18 protein-coding genes are annotated in these 17,137 nt (G+C 58.0%); 8 read left to right on the plus strand and 10 right to left on the minus strand.

Translation table 11 applies throughout. The annotated features are described in order from the left end of the window. The first annotated feature begins 64 nt into the window (after window positions 1-64). From hemA to AP059_RS06685, 6 genes are all read left to right on the plus strand, one after another. Entirely contained in the window at window positions 65-1,351 is a 1,287-nt protein-coding gene (hemA, locus tag AP059_RS06660; protein ID WP_048363109.1) for a glutamyl-tRNA reductase, read from the plus strand. Continuing rightward, window positions 1,351-2,433 (plus strand): peptide chain release factor 1, encoded by a 1,083-nt coding sequence (prfA, locus tag AP059_RS06665; protein WP_048363110.1) that lies wholly within the window; start codon window positions 1,351-1,353, stop codon window positions 2,431-2,433. Before hemA ends, prfA begins: the two co-directional genes overlap by 1 nt. Further along, window positions 2,434-3,264 carry a peptide chain release factor N(5)-glutamine methyltransferase gene (gene prmC / locus AP059_RS06670; RefSeq protein ID WP_059762436.1) on the plus strand — a complete coding sequence of 277 codons (831 nt, stop codon included), beginning with the start codon at window positions 2,434-2,436 and terminating at the stop codon, window positions 3,262-3,264. After that, the gene (locus tag AP059_RS06675; RefSeq protein ID WP_059762437.1) at window positions 3,258-4,013 is read left to right on the plus strand and encodes a molybdopterin-synthase adenylyltransferase MoeB; all 756 of its coding nucleotides are present in this window, start codon (window positions 3,258-3,260) and stop codon (window positions 4,011-4,013) included. The genes prmC and AP059_RS06675 overlap by 7 nt, the downstream gene beginning before the upstream one ends. Then, complete coding sequence (murI, locus tag AP059_RS06680) at window positions 4,006-4,797, plus strand: glutamate racemase (protein ID WP_059762438.1); 792 nt, start codon at window positions 4,006-4,008, stop codon at window positions 4,795-4,797. Before AP059_RS06675 ends, murI begins: the two co-directional genes overlap by 8 nt. 113 nt (window positions 4,798-4,910) lie before the next feature. After that, a complete protein-coding gene (locus tag AP059_RS06685) occupies window positions 4,911-5,429 on the plus strand; it encodes an acyloxyacyl hydrolase (protein WP_048363114.1) in 519 nt (172 codons plus the stop codon). 1 nt (window position 5,430) lies between these two features. Here AP059_RS06685 and AP059_RS06690 read toward each other — a convergent pair whose 3' ends face one another. The 10 genes from AP059_RS06690 to AP059_RS06735 all read right to left on the minus strand — a co-directional run bounded on the left by AP059_RS06690 (window position 5,431) and on the right by AP059_RS06735 (window position 14,972). Continuing rightward, complete coding sequence (locus AP059_RS06690; RefSeq protein ID WP_048363115.1) at window positions 5,431-5,736, minus strand: YkgJ family cysteine cluster protein; 306 nt, start codon at window positions 5,734-5,736, stop codon at window positions 5,431-5,433. 145 nt (window positions 5,737-5,881) lie between these two features. Continuing rightward, window positions 5,882-6,409 (minus strand): DUF2878 domain-containing protein, encoded by a 528-nt coding sequence (locus AP059_RS06695; RefSeq protein ID WP_059762439.1) that lies wholly within the window; start codon window positions 6,407-6,409, stop codon window positions 5,882-5,884. Continuing rightward, window positions 6,402-7,673 (minus strand): SAM-dependent methyltransferase, encoded by a 1,272-nt coding sequence (locus AP059_RS06700; protein ID WP_059762441.1) that lies wholly within the window; start codon window positions 7,671-7,673, stop codon window positions 6,402-6,404. The genes AP059_RS06695 and AP059_RS06700 overlap by 8 nt, the downstream gene beginning before the upstream one ends. After that, window positions 7,660-8,460, minus strand: coding sequence for a DUF1365 domain-containing protein (locus AP059_RS06705; protein WP_059762445.1), 801 nt, complete (start codon window positions 8,458-8,460; stop codon window positions 7,660-7,662). Before AP059_RS06705 ends, AP059_RS06700 begins: the two co-directional genes overlap by 14 nt. Then, complete coding sequence (locus AP059_RS06710) at window positions 8,457-9,704, minus strand: NAD(P)/FAD-dependent oxidoreductase (RefSeq protein ID WP_059762447.1); 1,248 nt, start codon at window positions 9,702-9,704, stop codon at window positions 8,457-8,459. Before AP059_RS06710 ends, AP059_RS06705 begins: the two co-directional genes overlap by 4 nt. Continuing rightward, a complete protein-coding gene (locus AP059_RS06715; RefSeq protein WP_059762449.1) occupies window positions 9,701-10,471 on the minus strand; it encodes an SDR family NAD(P)-dependent oxidoreductase in 771 nt (256 codons plus the stop codon). Before AP059_RS06715 ends, AP059_RS06710 begins: the two co-directional genes overlap by 4 nt. Then, window positions 10,464-11,909: a deoxyribodipyrimidine photo-lyase gene (phrB, locus tag AP059_RS06720; protein ID WP_059762451.1), complete on the minus strand. Its 1,446-nt coding sequence runs from the start codon at window positions 11,907-11,909 to the stop codon at window positions 10,464-10,466. The genes AP059_RS06715 and phrB overlap by 8 nt, the downstream gene beginning before the upstream one ends. Before the next feature lie 27 nt (window positions 11,910-11,936). Beyond that, a complete protein-coding gene (locus AP059_RS06725; protein ID WP_059762452.1) occupies window positions 11,937-12,872 on the minus strand; it encodes a MerR family transcriptional regulator in 936 nt (311 codons plus the stop codon). Window positions 12,873-12,874: 2 nt separating this feature from the next. Continuing rightward, on the minus strand, window positions 12,875-13,843 hold the full coding sequence (locus AP059_RS06730; protein WP_059762454.1) for a YbgA family protein: 969 nt from the start codon (window positions 13,841-13,843) through the stop codon (window positions 12,875-12,877). Window positions 13,844-13,985: 142 nt separating this feature from the next. Beyond that, the gene (locus AP059_RS06735) at window positions 13,986-14,972 is read right to left on the minus strand and encodes an NAD(P)/FAD-dependent oxidoreductase (RefSeq protein WP_059762456.1); all 987 of its coding nucleotides are present in this window, start codon (window positions 14,970-14,972) and stop codon (window positions 13,986-13,988) included. 194 nt (window positions 14,973-15,166) lie between these two features. On the opposite strand from AP059_RS06735, the gene AP059_RS06740 reads away from it, so the two are divergent. Together AP059_RS06740 and hemH are read left to right on the plus strand one after the other, a co-directional pair. Continuing rightward, window positions 15,167-16,069, plus strand: coding sequence for a TIGR01777 family oxidoreductase (locus tag AP059_RS06740; protein WP_059762459.1), 903 nt, complete (start codon window positions 15,167-15,169; stop codon window positions 16,067-16,069). Between the two features lie 13 nt (window positions 16,070-16,082). Continuing rightward, entirely contained in the window at window positions 16,083-17,108 is a 1,026-nt protein-coding gene (hemH, locus tag AP059_RS06745) for a ferrochelatase (RefSeq protein ID WP_059762460.1), read from the plus strand. Window positions 17,109-17,137: the final 29 nt, after the last annotated feature.

The raw sequence follows: 17,137 nt of genomic DNA on the forward strand, positions 1-17,137 counted from the left end.
TGGTTGTTCTCAATCTGGCGAAGTAGGACAATTGCCGGCTTCTCGTCATCATCAGCGATCTTGAATGGCCTTCCTTGCACTCGGTATTAACCACAAGACTGCTTCAGTAGACGTGCGCGAGCGCGTGGCTTTTACCCCTGAGCAGTTGGTTGAGGCCTTGCAGCAGCTCTGCCGACTCACCGACAGTCGCGAAGCTGCGATCCTCTCAACCTGCAATCGCAGTGAGCTGTATATAGAGCAAGACCACCTTTCAGCCGATACGGTCCTGAAATGGCTGGCTGACTATCATAAGCTCGACCTCGATGCGCTGAGGTCCTGCGCCTACATCCATGAAGAGGACGCAGCGGTTCGCCACATGATGCGAGTGGCGGCGGGCCTCGACTCGCTGGTATTGGGTGAGCCGCAAATTCTCGGTCAGTTGAAGTCGGCGTATGCCGTGGCGCGTGAAGCGGGCACTGTCGGTCCGTTGTTGGGGCGCCTGTTTCAGGCCACCTTTAACTCGGCCAAGCAAGTGCGCACTGAAACGGCTATTGGCGAGAACCCGGTGTCGGTGGCGTTTGCCGCGGTCAGCCTGGCGAAGCAGATTTTCAGCGACTTGCAGCGCAGTCAGGCATTGCTCATCGGTGCAGGCGAAACCATTACGCTGGTCGCCCGTCACCTGCATGACCTGGGGGTTAAACGTATCGTGGTGGCAAACCGTACGCTTGAACGCGCCAGCATTTTGGCTGAACAGTTCGGCGCACATGCGGTGTTGTTGTCGGACATTCCCCAAGAGTTGGTGCACAGCGATATCGTCATCAGCTCTACCGCCAGCCAATTACCGATCTTGGGTAAGGGCGCGGTTGAAAGCGCTTTAAAGCTGCGCAAGCACAAACCTATTTTTATGGTCGACATCGCTGTTCCGCGCGATATCGAACCTGAAGTCGGCGAGTTAGACGACGTTTATCTCTATACCGTCGATGACTTGCATGAGGTCGTGGCTGAAAACCTCAAGAGCCGTCAGGGCGCCGCGCAAGCGGCAGAAGAACTGGTCAGTATTGGCGCTGACGAATTCATGGTGCGTTTACGTGAATTGGCCGCGGTTGATGTGCTCAAGGCTTACCGTCAACAAGGCGAGCGCCTGCGTGACGAAGAATTGCAAAAAGCCCAGAAAATGCTCGCCAATGGCGGCAACCCTGAAGACGTGCTGGCACAACTGGCACGCGGCTTGACGAATAAATTGCTTCACGCCCCCAGCGTGCAGCTGAAAAAGCTTTCCGCCGAAGGCCGCCTCGATGCGCTGGCCATGGCCCAAGAACTTTTTGCCCTCGGTGAGGGCTCATCGGATAGCTCTGCGGATAAAAAATCGTAATGAAAGCGTCACTGCTTAATAAGCTGGACATCCTCCAGGACCGTTTTGAAGAATTGACCGCGTTGCTTGGTGATGGCGAGGTTATTTCGGATCAAACCAAATTTCGTGCGTATTCCAAGGAGTACGCAGAAGTTGAGCCTATTGTTGGTGCTTATAGCCAATGGCTAAAAGTCCAGGCTGACCTTGAAGGCGCACAAGCGTTACTCAAAGACAGCGACCCCGACATGCGTGAAATGGCGGTCGAAGAGGTGCGCGAAGCCAAAGAGCGGCTGATTGAGCTCGAAGGTGATCTGCAACGCATGCTGCTGCCCAAAGACCCGAACGACGGGCGTAACGTATTCCTTGAAATTCGTGCCGGTACGGGCGGTGATGAGGCGGCGATCTTTGCCGGTGACCTGTTTCGCATGTACTCCCGTTACGCTGAGCGTCGTGGCTGGAGGCTGGAAATCCTGTCTGAAAACCCGGGTGAGCATGGCGGCTATAAAGAAGTCATTGCTCGCGTCGAAGGGGACAACGTTTACGGCAAGTTGAAGTTCGAGTCCGGCGTGCACCGCGTTCAGCGAGTCCCGGCCACCGAGTCTCAGGGCCGTATTCACACCTCTGCCTGCACCGTGGCAGTGTTGCCTGAACCCGATGAGCAGGAAGCCATTGAGATCAATCCGGCCGATTTGCGTGTCGATACCTACCGTTCTTCCGGCGCGGGCGGTCAGCACGTCAACAAGACCGACTCGGCCATCCGTATCACTCACTTGCCTTCGGGCATCGTGGTGGAGTGCCAGGAGGAGCGTTCGCAGCATAAAAACCGTGCGCGGGCGATGTCGTGGCTTTCAGCTAAATTGAATGACCAGCAAACCAGCGCTGCGGCCAATGCCATTGCCAGCGAGCGTAAGTTGCTGGTGGGCTCGGGAGACCGCTCCGAGCGCATCCGGACCTACAATTTTGCGCAAGGACGAGTGACCGATCACCGCGTCAATCTCACCTTGTATTCATTGGATGAAGTGCTGGCAGGCGGCGTAGAAGCCGTGATCGAGCCGTTGTTAGCCGAATACCAGGCCGATCAACTGACCGCGTTGGGTGAATAAATGACCATTATTGCCAGCTTGTTACGGGCTGCCGAATTGCCTGACTCGCCCACGGCCCGACTGGATGCCGAGTTGTTGTTGGCCGCCGCCCTGGGCAAGTCGCGCAGTTACCTGCACACATGGCCCGAGAAAATTGTCAGCAGCGAATCGGCACTGATCTTTGCCGACTACCTGCAACGCCGTCGGGCGGGTGAGCCGGTGGCCTACATTTTGGGTCAGCAAGGGTTCTGGAATCTTGACCTGGAAGTGGCGCCACACACGTTGATTCCGCGCCCGGACACCGAACTGCTGGTTGAGACAGCATTGCAGCTGCTGCCTGCAACACCGGCGAACGTGCTGGATCTGGGCACCGGCAGCGGCGCCATTGCGCTGGCCTTGGCCAGTGAACGTGCGGCCTGGCAGGTGACGGCGGTTGACCGTGTGCTTGAGGCCGTTGCTCTGGCCGAGCGTAATCGCCAGCGCTTAGCGCTGGACAACGTCACTGTGCTCAACAGTCATTGGTTCAGTGCTTTGGCCGACCATCGTTTTGACCTGATTATCAGCAACCCGCCTTACATTGCGGCGGGTGATGTTCACCTGGCTGAAGGCGACGTGCGTTTCGAACCCGAAAGTGCGTTGGTGGCGGGCCCCGACGGGCTGGACGATATTCGCGAGATTGTCGCCGCAGCCCCGCAGCACCTCAACCCGGGGGCATGGCTGATGCTCGAACACGGTTACGACCAGGGCGCGCCCGTGCGTGACTTGCTGCAAGGTGCCGGTTTTACCCAGGTTCAAAGCCGCAAGGACCTGGGCGCTCATGAGCGCATTACGTTGGGCCGCCTGCCGTGCTGACCGATCAGGAGCTGTTGCGCTACAGCCGACAGATCCTCTTGCAACAGGTCGACATCGACGGCCAGTTAAAACTCAAGCACAGCCGCGTGCTGATCGTCGGTCTGGGCGGGCTGGGTTCGCCAGTGGCGTTGTATTTGGCCGCGGCGGGTGTGGGTGAACTGCATGTGGCTGACTTCGATCACGTCGATGTGACCAATCTGCAACGCCAGATCATCCATGACACGGCCAGTGTCGGTCAGAGCAAGGTCGACTCGGCCATGGCTCGACTGGCCGCGATCAACCCTGAAATCACCTTGCTGGCCCATCGCTGCGCGCTGGACGCCGACTCGCTGGCCAAGGCCGTGGACGCGGTGGATTTAGTGCTCGACTGCTGCGATAACTTCGCCACTCGCGAAGCGGTCAACGCCGCCTGTGTCGCGGCGCGTAAACCGTTGGTCAGTGGTGCAGCCATTCGCCTTGAAGGCCAGTTGTCCGTGTTTGACGTGCGCCAACCTGCCAGCCCCTGCTATCACTGTTTATACGGGCACGGCAGCGATGACGACCTGACGTGCAGCGAAGCCGGGGTGATCGGGCCGCTGGTGGGGTTGGTGGGCAGTTTGCAGGCCCTCGAAGCGCTCAAGCTACTGGCAGGTTTTGGTGAGCCGTTGGTGGGGCGCTTGTTATTGATTGATGCGCTGGGTACGCGGTTTCGCGAGTTGCGGGTCAAGCGCGACCCGGCGTGCAGTGTGTGCGGCCCTGCCCATGAGTGACGCGCCGATTGGGGTGTTCGACTCCGGTGTAGGCGGGCTGTCGGTGCTCAATGAGATCCGCGCATTACTGCCCAATGAGTCGCTGCTCTACGTCGGCGACTGTGGGCATATTCCCTATGGCGAGAAAACCCCAGAATTCATCCGTCAGCGGTGTGTAGTGATGGCTGACTTCTTCCAGCGCCAAGGCGCCAAAGCGTTTGTCCTGGCCTGTAATACCGCCACCGTCGCAGGTGTGGCAGATGTGCGTCAGCGCTATGGGAACTGGCCGATTGTTGGCATGGAGCCGGCCGTCAAACCGGCCGCGGCGGCCACGCGCAGTGGCGTGGTGGGCGTACTCGCTACCACCGGCACGTTACAAAGTGCCAAGTTTGCCGCCTTGCTGGATCGATTTGCCAGCGATGTACGCGTCATTACCCAGCCTTGCCCCGGTTTGGTTGAACTGATTGAAACCGGCGACCTGCACAGCGAAGCCTTGGTCACGCTGCTGCGTGGCTATGTGGAGCCGTTATTGGCCGCAGGTTGCGACACGATTATTTTGGGCTGTACGCATTATCCCTTCCTCAAGCCTCTGCTCAGTCAGATGCTCCCACCCTCGATCTGCCTGATCGATACCGGTGCCGCCGTGGCCCGGCAACTGCAACGCTTGCTCCACGAACGTGGTCTGTTAGCCAGTGGCCCGGCCCAAGACACGCAGTTCTGGACCAGCGCTTCACCTGAAAAAATGCGAAAAATCCTACCTGTGCTGTGGAATAAATCTGGCGTTGTGCGAAGCTTCGACCTGTAAAAAAATGTGTGCTTGTTCAAATGGGTTGAACTTCACCTTGTGATTGGATTCATACCGCCTGCCTGATGGGGCACACCACACACGACCTATGCATTCGAAAATAGGATTTTCTTATGACGCGTTTTTTTAGCTTGGCTGTTCTTACAGCAACCGTTCTGGGGCACAGTTTCACGGCACAAGCGGCCGGTATCGAATTTGGGGTAGGGCATACCAGTCAGTCGAGCATGACGTATCGCTTGGGCCTTAAGTCCGACTGGGACAAGAGTTGGTTACAAAGCGACGTCGGCCGTCTGACGGGGTATTGGGATGGCGCTTACACGTATTGGGATGGCAAAAAGTCATCCAGCAGCAACAGCCTGTCGTTCTCCCCGGTATTTGTGTACGAATTTGCCGGTGAAACGGTAAAGCCCTACATCGAAGCCGGGATCGGCATGGCGCTGTTTTCCAAGACCGAAGTCGAAGAGCAAAAACTGGGGACCGCGTTTCAGTTTGAGGACCGGATTGGTTTCGGTTTGCGCTTTACCGGCGGGCATGAGGTGGGCATTCGCGCTACCCACTACTCCAACGCCGGACTTTCCAGCACCAACGACGGGGTGGAAAGCTACGCACTGCATTACACGATGCCGTTGTAGCCTAACGATAGACGGTGGCGATGCCTTGGCGTTCGTTGAGGCATTCAACGTCACCCATCTCGAACTCGCGGCAAATCAGCGGGCGCTTCTCGTAAATGGTGCACATCATGGTGTTGCGGTCCAGGGCCGCACACCAGCCATCGTCAAGGCGCAACATCACTTCGCCTCCCCAGTCATCGGTGTCGATAAAGCGTTCAGGCACACCGGTTTCGGTGATCAGCATCACTTCCAGTTGGCAGCAGCACGCGGCACACGTCGAACAGGTGACGGCGGGTTCGGTAATTTCAGTCAGGGGGATGTTGGTCATAGGCGCGCAGTGTAAGGCAGTGCTGCGTTCAGGTGTAAAACAGCTGACAATCGCACACCTCTACGTTCTGTAGTCGCTGGCGAACAGCGCGAGGCTGCGATCGCAAACCCTGTCACTGCGCGACCCCCGAGGCGTCGCACCGTGGTTAAGTCGGATCGCGAGCAAGCTCACGGCTACGGGTGTTGACGTGTTTTGCGGCTATCCATTGCAGTGCTGCAAACAATCCCGCCCACAACACGCCTAGTCCAAGCAGCGTTGGCCACACACCGAACGGGAACGTCACGGCTCCCAGCCGTTGCCCGGCGTAATAGGACAGCGGGCCGCCGATGGCACCCAGCAGTGCGGCCCGCCAACGAGGTTGTGCGGTCCATGCCAGGCAATGGTTCAGCGTCGTCGCCAGTAAGGCCCAAAGCACTATCAACCAGAACGGGATCAGCCACTGGGCCTGCGTGAACGCAAACACGCCCGCGTTGAGGAGCAGGCTGTCGACCAGCGTACCGAGCATGCACACGCACACCATCAAACGCAGTTCGGCCCATGAGCGACTTATCCACACCACGTGGATCAGCAGCGCGCCAGCCGCCAGCCAGAGCCAGGCACTGTTGCCGCCCAACACACAGGCAAACCAGCCGAGCTGAAACAGCACGGCATTGGCCAGCTGCTTTTCAAGCATTGAAGCGGCCGAGTAATGGTGGGTTCATGGCGGCGGGTTTAGCCAACAGTAATTGTGCGGTGCCGATGCTGCGCTCCAAAAAGCCGCCTTCGCAGTAACACAGGTAAAACTCCCACAAGCGCAGGAAGTACTCGTCGTAACCCAGCTCCGTCAAACGCCCGTGGGCGCGACGAAAATTCTCATGCCACAGGCGCAGGGTTTTGGCGTAGTGCAGGCCAAAATCTTCCATGTGCATGAGGTTCATGTCGGTATCGCTGCCCACAATGGCCAGCATTTTTTGCACGCTGGGCAATGCGCCACCGGGGAAAATGTAGCGTTGGATAAAGTCCACACTGCTTTTGGCCTGTTCGTAGCGCTGTTCGCGAATGGTGATGGCTTGCAGCAGCATCAAACCGTGGGGTTTGAGCAAGTGCGAGCATTGCTTGAAATAGTTCGGCAAGAAGCGATGACCGACCGCCTCAATCATTTCAATCGACACCAGCTTGTCGTATTGCCCTGTCAGGTCGCGGTAATCCTCCAGCAGCAAGGTCACTTGGTCCTGTAAGCCCAGGGTTTCAACGCGGGCCTGGGTGTAGTCGAACTGTTCTTTGGACAAGGTGGTGGTGGTCACTTTGCAGCCGTAATGCTGTGCGGCGAACAGTGCCATGCTGCCCCAACCCGTACCGATTTCCAGTAAATGGTCTTCGGGTTTGAGGTTGAGTTTTTGGCAGATACGCTCCAGTTTATTGAGCTGGGCCTGCTCCAGCGTGTCGTCGGGGCTGAGGAACTGCGCCGCGGAATACATCATGGTGGGGTCGAGAAACTGCTCGAACATTTCATTGCCCAAGTCGTAATGCGCGGCAATATTTTTTTGTGAGCCTTTACGCGTATTGCGATTGACCCAATGCAGAGCGCGAATCAACGGCCGCCCCAGTCGCGCCAGCCCGCCTTCCAGGGCATCCAGTACCTGCATGTTACTGACCAGTACCTGAATCACTTTGGTCAGATCGGGTGAACTCCAGTAGCCGTGTATGAACGCTTCGCCTGCGCCAATCGAGCCGTTGCTGGCGATCATGCCCCACACGCTGGCGTCGTGAATCTGTACTTCAGCGACCATGCTCGCACTGCGATCCCCGAAAACATGCGGCTCACCGTTTTCGATGATGACCAGATGGCCATTTTTCAATTGATTCAATTGGTGCATCACCCCGCGCCTTAACAGCACGCTGGTCAGATTGTGGGTGCTCGAGAGCGAGGACTTGCTCACCAGACTAGGGCTTTTCATGGCGTTGATCCTTGGGTTGCAGGGCAGCAATGCGAAAGGCGCCGTCGGCGGCCTGGTGAGAAACAATCGGTGTACGTTTAAGAAAAAGGCGTAAGGCTTGCCAGTAAATGGCCAGGCAGGTTTTGGCCGTCATCCACGGAAATTGGCGCAGGTAGCGGTGCAAACTCGCGCGGTCCAGTTCTGTACGGTGCAGGTTGAGCGTGGCATCAAAGACCTTCAGTTCACCTTGCCAGTCCGCCATGTGCACCCCAAGACGGGCGCCTGGAGGGCTGAAACTCATGCGGTATTCCAGATCGCGGGGCAAAAACGGCGAGACGTGAAAGGCCTTGGCCACGGCGACATGCGCAAAGCTGTCACCCTCGACGGGGAGTACGTAGTGGTAGCGTTCGCGCCACGGTGTGTTGGTCACTTCGCACAGGATGGCGGCCAGTTTTCCATCCGTTTCGTAGCAGTAAAAGAAACTCACCGGGTTGAAGGACAGCCCCCAGCTGCGGGCTTGAGTCAATAAACGAACCGCACCTTGTGGCGTGCGGCCTAACGCTATGCCCACTTGCTGGCGCACTGCATCAATCAGGCGCATGCCGGTTTCGGTGTAGGTTTTTAAGTAATCGCTTTCACGAAAGGAGAAGGGCGCAAAGCGACTTTTGCCGGCCAGCGGTGACAGCCCCAGCACAGCGTCTTGCTCATCTAGGTCCAGATACAGCAGGCCGATGCGATAGCGGAACGCATGACCACGCGGTGTAAAGCGTCGATGGGCGATCCAGCCGCTGTACAGGGCGCTGTTCATAACGTTTGGCCGAAAGCTTTGGCCACGCGCAGTGCGCTGACCACGCCGTCTTCATGGAAGCCATTGGCCCAATAGGCGCCACAAAAATAGCTGTGCTGAGGCCCCAGCAGCTCTTGCCAGCGGGCTTGAGCCGCTACGCCAGCCAAACTGTATTGCGGGTGAGCGTAGGTGTAGCTGGCCAGTACTTTGCGCGGATCAATCGCTGAGGTTTGGTTGAGGCTGACGCAAAAAGTGGTCTCGCTCTGGATGCCTTGCAGGATGTTCATGTCATAGGTCACAGCTGCACGTTTTTGTCCTGCGTTGCCCAAACGATAGTTCCAGCTGGCCCACGCCAGTTTTCGATCAGGTAACAGGCGGGTATCGGTGTGCAACACCACATCGTTGTCGGCATAGGGCAGCGCGCCGAGGATGTGTTGCTCGGCGGCTGACGGGGCGGCCAGCAGCTTGAGGGCTTGATCGCTGTGGCAGGCAAAAATGACTTTGTCGAAACGTTCAGTGCCTGCGCCGCTGTGTATCAGTACACCTTGTTCGTAACGTTCGACCTGGGTGACCGGGCACTTAAGGTGGATGTTGTCGGCAAAACCTGCGCTCAACGGTTTGATATAGGCACTGGAGCCGCCTTCAATCACACGCCATTGCGGGCGATTGCTGACGCTGAGCAAGCCGTGATTTTTGAAAAAACGCACAAAGAATTGCAGCGGAAAGCGCAGCATGTCGTCCAGTGACATGGACCAGATCGCGGCGCCCATCGGTACGATGTAGTGCTCGATAAAGCGTGTGCCATAGCCGCGCTGCTGCAGGTAGTCGCCCAGCTGGGTGTCACTGGCAATACGTTGCTCCTCCAAATCGCGAATGGCTTCGCGGTTGAATCGCACGATATCGCGCAACATGCCCCAGAACCTGGGCGACAACAGGTTGCTGCGCTGGGCAAACAAACTATTGAGGGTATTGCCGTTGTATTCGAGCGAGCTGTGGGTGTCGTGCACAGAAAAGCTCATTTCTGTGGCCTTGGAGCGCACGCCCAGTTGCGTCATCAGCGTGATGAAATTGGGGTAGGTCCAGTCATTGAACACAATGAAGCCGGTGTCCACGGCATGGGTCTGGCCGTTTACATTGACCTCGACGGTGTGCGTATGCCCCCCGATCCAGTCACTGGCTTCGAACACACTGATGTCGTGCGCTTTGTGCAGTAAGTAACCGCAGGTCAGCCCTGAGATGCCGCTGCCAATGATCGCGATCTTCATGATGGTTTTCCGTCAGAGGTGCGCGCCAAGCGTCTGCCCAACGCCACTTGGAGGCGTTTTGGCAGGCTCGCCAACAGTCGCAATGTGGCAATGAACAGGGTCGGGAAGGCGATCTCCAGCGGGCGTTTTTGCAGGCGCTGGCAAATATGCCGGGCGGCTTTGTGCGCAGGCCAGCGCATGGGCATCGGAAAGTCATTTTTTTCTGTCAGCGGGGTGTCGACAAAGCCCGGGCTGACAAGGGTGACGTCAATCCCTTCCTGGGCCAGATCGATACGCAGGGATTGGAGCAAGTAGCGCAGGCCGGCTTTGGATGCGCCATAGGCTTCGGCGCGTGGCAGTGCCCAATAGGTGACCGAACTGACCACGCCCACCACATGCGGGCGCGAACCGGCGCGCAGTAAAGGCAACGCGCTCTCAAGGCAATAACTGGTGGCCAGCAAGTTGGTGCGCACCACGCGCTCAATCACCGTGGCGTCAAAATGGCGCACGTCCACGTATTCGCAGGTGCCCGCGTTGAGGATCACCGTGTCCAGAGCGCCCCAGAGTTGGGTGATGCGGTTGCCGATTTCACGCACCTGCGGGCGGTCAGTCAAATCTCCCGGCACGAGGAGTACTTGGCCTGGGTAGCGATCGGACAAGGCTTTAAGCGGCGCCAGTGTGCGGGCGGTCAATGCGAGGCGGGCGCCGCTTTTTAGCAGCTCCTCGGCCATGTGTACGCCCATGCCACTGCTGGCGCCTGTGAGCCAAATCCGTCGCCCGTCAGCCATGGCTCACCTCGAGCATTTGTTTGGAGGGTAAGTTTTTGAAGGCGCTCAGGGCCCGTTCGCGGCTTTGGCTCAAGTTGACGATGGGGGCCGGGTAATCTGCTACGCCAAACAACCCGCCTGCCGAGGCCGGGTTATGCACCTGTTTTTTGTTCAGATCCGCCAGTTCGGGCAGCCAGTGTTTGATGAAAACCCCGTCGGGGTCGAAGCGTTCGGACTGGCTCAGGGGATTGAAAATTCTGAAATAGGGGACCGAATCGGTGCCGGTAGACGAACTCCATTGCCAGCCACCGTTGTTGGCGGCCAGGTCGCCGTCGATCAGGTGCTGCATAAAGAAACGCTCGCCTTCACGCCAGTCGATCAACAGGTTTTTGGTGAGGAACATGGCCACTACCATGCGCAGGCGGTTGTGCATCCAGCCGGTGTCCAGCAATTGGCGAATGGCGGCATCAATGATCGGGAAGCCGGTGCGGCCCTCTTTCCAGGCGGCCAAGTCTTGGGGGGCGTCGCGCCACGGCAAATACTCGGTTTCAAGTCGAAAGGCACGATGGCGAGAGACGCGTGGGTAACCGACCACTATGTGTTTGTAGAATTCGCGCCACAGCAGTTCGGTGATCCAGGTAAACGCACCGGGGCTGCCGCTTTCGAACTCGCCGTTATTGCTTTGCAAGGCGGCGCGCAGGCATTGGCGAGGCGAGATGACCCCGGCGGCCAAATAAGCTGAAAGCTGGCTGGTGCCGGGCTTGGCCGGTAAGTCGCGTTCGTCCTGGTAATAGTGAATCTGTTGATCGGCAAAGCGCGCCAAACGTTGCTGTGCCTCCTCTTCGCCGGCAGGCCAGAGCGCACGAATTGATGCGCTGGGTGATGCAAAACCTTGCACGGAGTCCGGCACGGCATCGCGCTCAATATTGAGCGGCGCCTGGGCTTTGGGCGGTGCGACGGTTTGTGGCATGGCCATGTGCAAGCGGTTGTAGCAAATTTTGCGAAACTGGCTGAAGACCTGAAAGTAGGAGCCCGATTGCGTCAAGATGCTGCCCGGCTGAAACAACAGTTGGTCCAAGTAAGAGTGGAACTCGATGCCCAGGGCTTCAAGGGTGTGAGCCACCGCCTCATCGCGTCGGGTCTCGTTGATGCCGTATTCCTGATTGGTGTGCAGCGCTTGCACGCCCAGTTGTTGGCATAACTGCAGCAGCACCGCGGGCGCTTGATCCCACGTCGGGCAGGTGCGAATCAGCAGCGGGATATTGAGCTGTTGCAGGCTGTCACTCAGCGTGCGCAGGTTACGCAACCAAAAATCGACTTTGCACGGTGCGTCGTCATGGGCCAGCCATTGTTGCGGGCTGATCAGGTACACGGCTGTGGTGGGGCCGCGGTGAGTGGCAGCACTCAGGGCGGTGTTGTCGAGATGGCGCAGGTCGCTTCGTAGCCAGATAAGTTGCATGTCAGTTCCTTGAGCAATAGCGCGGTGCTACACCAGCCCGAGTTGAAAGAGGCGTTGGTGGGCCTCAATGGGGTCGTTGGCCAGACACAGTCCAGCGATCTCAGTCGTACTTACGGACAACAAGTCGTAATGGATGCATACCGTTGGTCCGGCAATCACGATGGGGCACTCGATGCCGTTCAAGAGTTTTGGCAGTTGGTGGGTGTTCAGCGTTTTGCTGGAGTACAGCACCACGGCGCGTGGTTTTAAGCGCTCAACTGCCAGCCCCAGTTCTCCGACCGGCAGTGGGGCATCAAACATTTCAACCGGGCAGTGGCTGTTGCTGATGAGCAAGGCGCTGAGCCACAGATGAGGTTCGAACGCCAGATCAGAATGATTGATCAATAACACCGGGTCGCCGCTGAGCGAGCGGTTGTTGTGATAAATCCGTGCGCCCAATTTGCTGCGTAACCAGGAGTGGAAGAACACGCGTTCCAGTTGGGCGCCAAACTGGCCTTGCCAGCGTTGTTCCAGCTCTTTGAGCAACGGAATCAATAATTGCTCGCACAAGGCGCGTGCCGGGTAGAGCGACATCACTTGGTTGAAGCAGTCATCCAGCTTGCGCTCTGCCAATTCGCTGATGGCTTGAATCAGGGTTTGCCGCCAGACCTGCCAGTCATTTGCGAGTGAGTCGTCAGGCGCGGCGGGGGCATCGAGCAGGGGTTTGATTTGGCTGACGGCAACCCCGCGATTGAGCCACAGCAATATGTGCTGGATACGCTGGATATGTTCATTCGAGAACAGGCGATGGCCCTTGGCCGTGCGCTGCGGCACGATCAGGCCATAGCGGCGTTCCCAGGCGCGTAAGGTCACGGCGTTCACCCCCGTGATGCGTGACACATCACGAATGGGCAGCCAGCCTTCAACCAGTGCCTGGCTGTAGTCGGTGTGAGGGGTATTGGACATGATCAAGTCATCATTCATGGTCAGATAGCATTTCGCAGGCTGAGATTTTCCGGATGCGGTTGCAGGTAAACCTGACGCGAGATGTAAGGGTCGGGGTGTAGGCGAAAGTGATGCTTGAGTAAGGTCAGCGGCACCACTAATGGCACGATGCCTTGCAGGTATTGGCCAATCAGGTGCTGCATTTCGCGTTTGTCAGCGGAGCTGATCGACTGTTTTAGGTAGCCGCTCAGGTGCTGCAACACGTTGGTATGGGTGCGGCGGGTGGCGCATTTTTTAAGGGCCTTCATCAGCTCGCTGAAGTACTGCGGCGCAATCTCTCGCGGGTCTTGCTTGCCGAGGCTGCCGAGTAAATTGCCCAGGGTTTTGTACTGCACCGGGTGATGGGCCATCAGTTGGTATTTGTAGCGCGCGTGGAACTCGGTGAGGGTGCGGCGGGTGATGCCCTGCTTGAGCAGGGCCTGCCAGGCGCTGTAGGCGTACACCCGGGTCATGAAGTTTTCGCGCAGCACCGGGTCATTCAGGCGGCCGTCTTCTTCGACCGGCAAGTCGGGGTGAGCCGCGCAGAACGCATGGGCGTAGATGCCGCGCCCGCTCAACTCGGCAGGTCGCCCCCCGTCCTGATACACCTTGACCCGCTCAAGGCCACACGAAGGCGACTTTTGCATAAAGATGTAGCCACAAATATCCGTGTGGGAAGCCGCCATTGCCACACCGTAATCGTGCAGGGGCCGGGTCACGTCCAGCGCACTGTCGACACTGCCTACCGCGAGAGGCTGCGCAGGATCACCTATCAAACGGATGGGTTGACGCGGAATACCCAGACCGATGGCCACTTCGGGGCACAGCGGCACAAATTCGAAATGTTCACTTAAGGCCTGGCTGCACAGGCGCGATTCTTTGTGCCCACCGTTGAAGCGCACTTCAGCACCCAGCAAGCAGGCGCTGATGGCTATTTTCGGTTTGTGTCCGGTAGTGGCGATGCAGGCCATGGGATGAACCTCCAAGAATTTCTTGTACATCTTTTTATTGATGTACAACTTGAGGTCATCATAGGCTTGATATTGTACAAGTCAAACTTATTGTATAGGTATTATCATGCACTGCTCGGCAGTGGCCTCAATCGCCGGCCATTCATTCCAAATGCTCAAGTAGGCGGCGTGCTGCCTCCTGGCCGCTGAGCCATGCGCCTTCGACCCGGCCGGACAAGCACCAGTCGCCGCAGGCATAAAGGCCCAGGTCGGCGTCAGCCAAAGCGCCCCATTCGTGGGCTGCTGCGGGCCGGGCATACAGCCAGCGGTGGGCCTGAGTGAAAATAGGCGCCGGAATCGCGACGTGCATCAGCTCGGCAAATGCGCCGTGCAGCTGTTCAATCACGGCCTCTTTGCTCAGGTCGAGGTTTTGCCGGCTCCAGGCGCTGGTGGCATGCAGCACCCAGGTGTCGGGCTGGCTGTCACGCAGGGGTTTACTGCTGTTTCGCGCGAGCCAGTCCAGCGGGCTGTCTTGTACAAAGCAGCCATCCATTTTGGTGTCGAGGGCGGTTTCGAATGCCAGCGCCACCGCCCAGGTCGGGTCCATCTTGACCCCGGCTGCGGCGCTGGCCAGTTTCGGCGCGCTGGCCAGCAGCGCCGTGGCTTGGGGGGCGGGGGTGGCCACGATCACATGGCTGAACGGTCCGTGATCCTTGCCGTCTGCATCTTGCAGGTGCCAATGTTTTTCGCCGCGAATCAAGTCTGTAATGCGGCAAGTAAAGGTCACTGTCAGGTGCTCCAGCAGGCCCCGGGTAATGGCGCTCATGCGCGGGCTGCCGACCCAGCGAATTTGCTCGTCGGGAGAGGGCGTCAGTTGGCCATTTTTGTGGTTATACAGGTGGGGTTCCCACTCGCTAGCCCAGCCTTTGGCTTGCCAGTGTTGAACCTCATCGACAAAACGCCGGTCGCGGGCTGTGAAGTACTGCGCACCCAGATCGAGCGCACCGGCCTCGCTGCGTGTGCTCGACATGCGCCCGCCGCTGCCGCGGCTTTTATCGAACAGGTGCACGGCGTGCCCTGCCTTGTGCAGGGCATGTGCAGCCGAAAGCCCGGCAATTCCGGTGCCGATTATTGCGATAGGTACAGTCATATTGGCCTCGATTCCTGTTTGCACAGACGACGTTGTCGATAATACCTGTACAAATCTATTTATTAGTATAGGTTTCTGCGTGCTCGCCGGGGTCATTTGGCCTATTCTTCATGCAAGCCAGCAGACCGATGAAATGGGTCTTTGTTTAAAAATAGACCAGTGCTTGCGATAAAACTCCCTGCGAGGTTGAACTGATGCACATATTGCTGACAGGCGGTACGGGCTTGATAGGCCGCCAACTGTGTCGTCACTGGTTGGCGCAAGGTCATCGTTTGACGGTATGGAGCCGGCGACCGGAGCAGGTGAGTGAACTGTGCGGCACGGGTGTAAGAGGTATCGCCCGTCTCGATGCGCTTGGGCAGGAACCGGTGGATGCGGTGATCAATTTGGCAGGCGCGCCCATCGCCGACAGGCCGTGGACGCGTAAACGCAAAATGTTGCTTTGGAGCAGCCGGATCACGCTCACAGAAACCCTTCTGACTTGGCTCGAAAGCCGCGAATACAAGCCTTCGGTCTTGGTCTCTGGCTCTGCCGTGGGATGGTATGGGGACGGCGCTGAGCGCGAGTTGACCGAGGACTCGCCTACGGTGAACGAAGATTTCGCCAGCCATTTGTGCATCGCATGGGAAGAGACCGCGCAACGGGCGCAGGCTCTGGGCATCCGTGTGGTGCTGGTGCGAACGGGTTTGGTGTTGTCGGCCGATGGCGGCTTTTTGTCGCGTTTACGGCTGCCTTTCAAGCTGGGCTTGGGTGGGCCAATAGGCAATGGTCGGCAGTGGATGCCGTGGATTCATATCAATGACCAAATTGCCCTGATTGATTTTCTTGTGCATGAGAATGCCGCGACGGGTCCTTATAATGCCTGCGCGCCGCACCCGGTACGTAACGCAGAGTTCGCCAAGACCTTGGGCCGTGTGCTGCATCGCCCGGCCTTTATGCCCATGCCGGCGTTTGTATTGCGTGTGCTGTTGGGCGAGATGTCGCAATTATTATTGGGTGGCCAGCGCGCAACACCTGCCAGATTGCTGGAAGCCGGTTTCACTTTTCAGTTCACCGATTTGCGTGCGGCACTTGATGATGTGTCCGCCCGCCTCTGAAATAGGATGTTGCATGACCGACCACGCGCTGTTGCTGGTTAACCTAGGTTCGCCGGCGTCTACCTCGGTAGCGGATGTACGCAGTTACCTGAACCAATTTTTGATGGACCCCTACGTCATCGACTTGCCGTGGCCTGTCAGACGTTTGCTGGTGTCGCTGATCCTGATCAAGCGCCCTGAGCAATCGGCACATGCCTACGCGTCTATCTGGTGGGATGAAGGCTCGCCTTTGGTGGTGCTCAGCCGTCGCTTGCAGCAGGCCATGACCCAGGAGTGGACGCAGGGGCCGGTGGAGCTGGCCATGCGCTATGGCGAGCCGTCGATTGAAACCGTGCTTACCCGGTTGGCCGCTCAAGGCATTAAAAAGGTCACCTTGGCGCCGCTTTATCCACAGTTTGCCGACAGCACCGTGACCACGGTGATTGAGGAAGCCAGGCGCGTGGTCAAGGTCAAGAAACTACCGATTCAGTTCTCGATTGTGCAGCCGTTTTACGACCAGCCCGAGTACCTGGATGCCTTGGTGGCCAGTGCCAAGCCGCACCTGGAGCAGGATTACGATCACCTGTTGCTGAGTTTTCACGGCTTGCCCGAGCGCCATTTGCACAAGCTCGACCCTACCGGCAATCACTGTTTTAAACGTGAAGACTGCTGCCAAAACGCCTCACCTGCCGTATTGGCCACCTGCTATCGCGCGCAGTGTTTGCGCACAGCTCAAGCGTTTGCCCAGCGCATGGGCTTGCCAGACGGTAAATGGTCGGTAGCGTTCCAGTCGCGCTTGGGACGAGCGAAATGGATCGAACCCTACACCGAGGCTCGGCTGGATGCGTTGGCCAAAGAGGGCGTGAAGAAGATATTGGTCATGTGCCCGGCGTTTGTGGCCGACTGCATCGAAACGCTGGAAGAAATTGGCGATCGCGGACGTGAGCAATTTATTGAGGCGGGGGGCGAAGAGTTGGTGCTGGTGCCGTGTCTCAATGACAGCCCGCAGTGGGCGGCAGCATTGAATACGTTGTGTGAAAGAGCGCCGTTGGCGCTGTAGCGCACGCAAAACCTGTAGCCGCTGACGAG

Origin of the sequence: Pseudomonas sp. TAA207 (genome assembly GCF_001529285.1) — a bacterium.
GTDB lineage: Bacteria > Pseudomonadota > Gammaproteobacteria > Pseudomonadales > Pseudomonadaceae > Aquipseudomonas > Aquipseudomonas weihenstephanensis.

Coding starts and splice junctions, on each gene's coding strand:
- AP059_RS06735 (WP_059762456.1), bottom strand. CDS start 14,972: ATGACTGTACCTATCGCAATAATCGGCACCGGAATTGCCGGGCTTTCG.
- AP059_RS06705 (WP_059762445.1), bottom strand. CDS start 8,460: ATGAACAGCGCCCTGTACAGCGGCTGGATCGCCCATCGACGCTTTACA.
- AP059_RS06730 (WP_059762454.1), bottom strand. CDS start 13,843: ATGGCCTGCATCGCCACTACCGGACACAAACCGAAAATAGCCATCAGC.
- hemA (WP_048363109.1), top strand. CDS start 65: ATGGCCTTCCTTGCACTCGGTATTAACCACAAGACTGCTTCAGTAGAC.
- AP059_RS06710 (WP_059762447.1), bottom strand. CDS start 9,704: ATGAAGATCGCGATCATTGGCAGCGGCATCTCAGGGCTGACCTGCGGT.
- AP059_RS06685 (WP_048363114.1), top strand. CDS start 4,911: ATGACGCGTTTTTTTAGCTTGGCTGTTCTTACAGCAACCGTTCTGGGG.
- prmC (WP_059762436.1), top strand. CDS start 2,434: ATGACCATTATTGCCAGCTTGTTACGGGCTGCCGAATTGCCTGACTCG.
- AP059_RS06695 (WP_059762439.1), bottom strand. CDS start 6,409: ATGCTTGAAAAGCAGCTGGCCAATGCCGTGCTGTTTCAGCTCGGCTGG.
- AP059_RS06700 (WP_059762441.1), bottom strand. CDS start 7,673: ATGAAAAGCCCTAGTCTGGTGAGCAAGTCCTCGCTCTCGAGCACCCAC.
- AP059_RS06740 (WP_059762459.1), top strand. CDS start 15,167: ATGCACATATTGCTGACAGGCGGTACGGGCTTGATAGGCCGCCAACTG.
- hemH (WP_059762460.1), top strand. CDS start 16,083: ATGACCGACCACGCGCTGTTGCTGGTTAACCTAGGTTCGCCGGCGTCT.
- AP059_RS06725 (WP_059762452.1), bottom strand. CDS start 12,872: ATGAATGATGACTTGATCATGTCCAATACCCCTCACACCGACTACAGC.
- phrB (WP_059762451.1), bottom strand. CDS start 11,909: ATGCAACTTATCTGGCTACGAAGCGACCTGCGCCATCTCGACAACACC.
- murI (WP_059762438.1), top strand. CDS start 4,006: ATGAGTGACGCGCCGATTGGGGTGTTCGACTCCGGTGTAGGCGGGCTG.
- AP059_RS06715 (WP_059762449.1), bottom strand. CDS start 10,471: ATGGCTGACGGGCGACGGATTTGGCTCACAGGCGCCAGCAGTGGCATG.
- AP059_RS06690 (WP_048363115.1), bottom strand. CDS start 5,736: ATGACCAACATCCCCCTGACTGAAATTACCGAACCCGCCGTCACCTGT.
- prfA (WP_048363110.1), top strand. CDS start 1,351: ATGAAAGCGTCACTGCTTAATAAGCTGGACATCCTCCAGGACCGTTTT.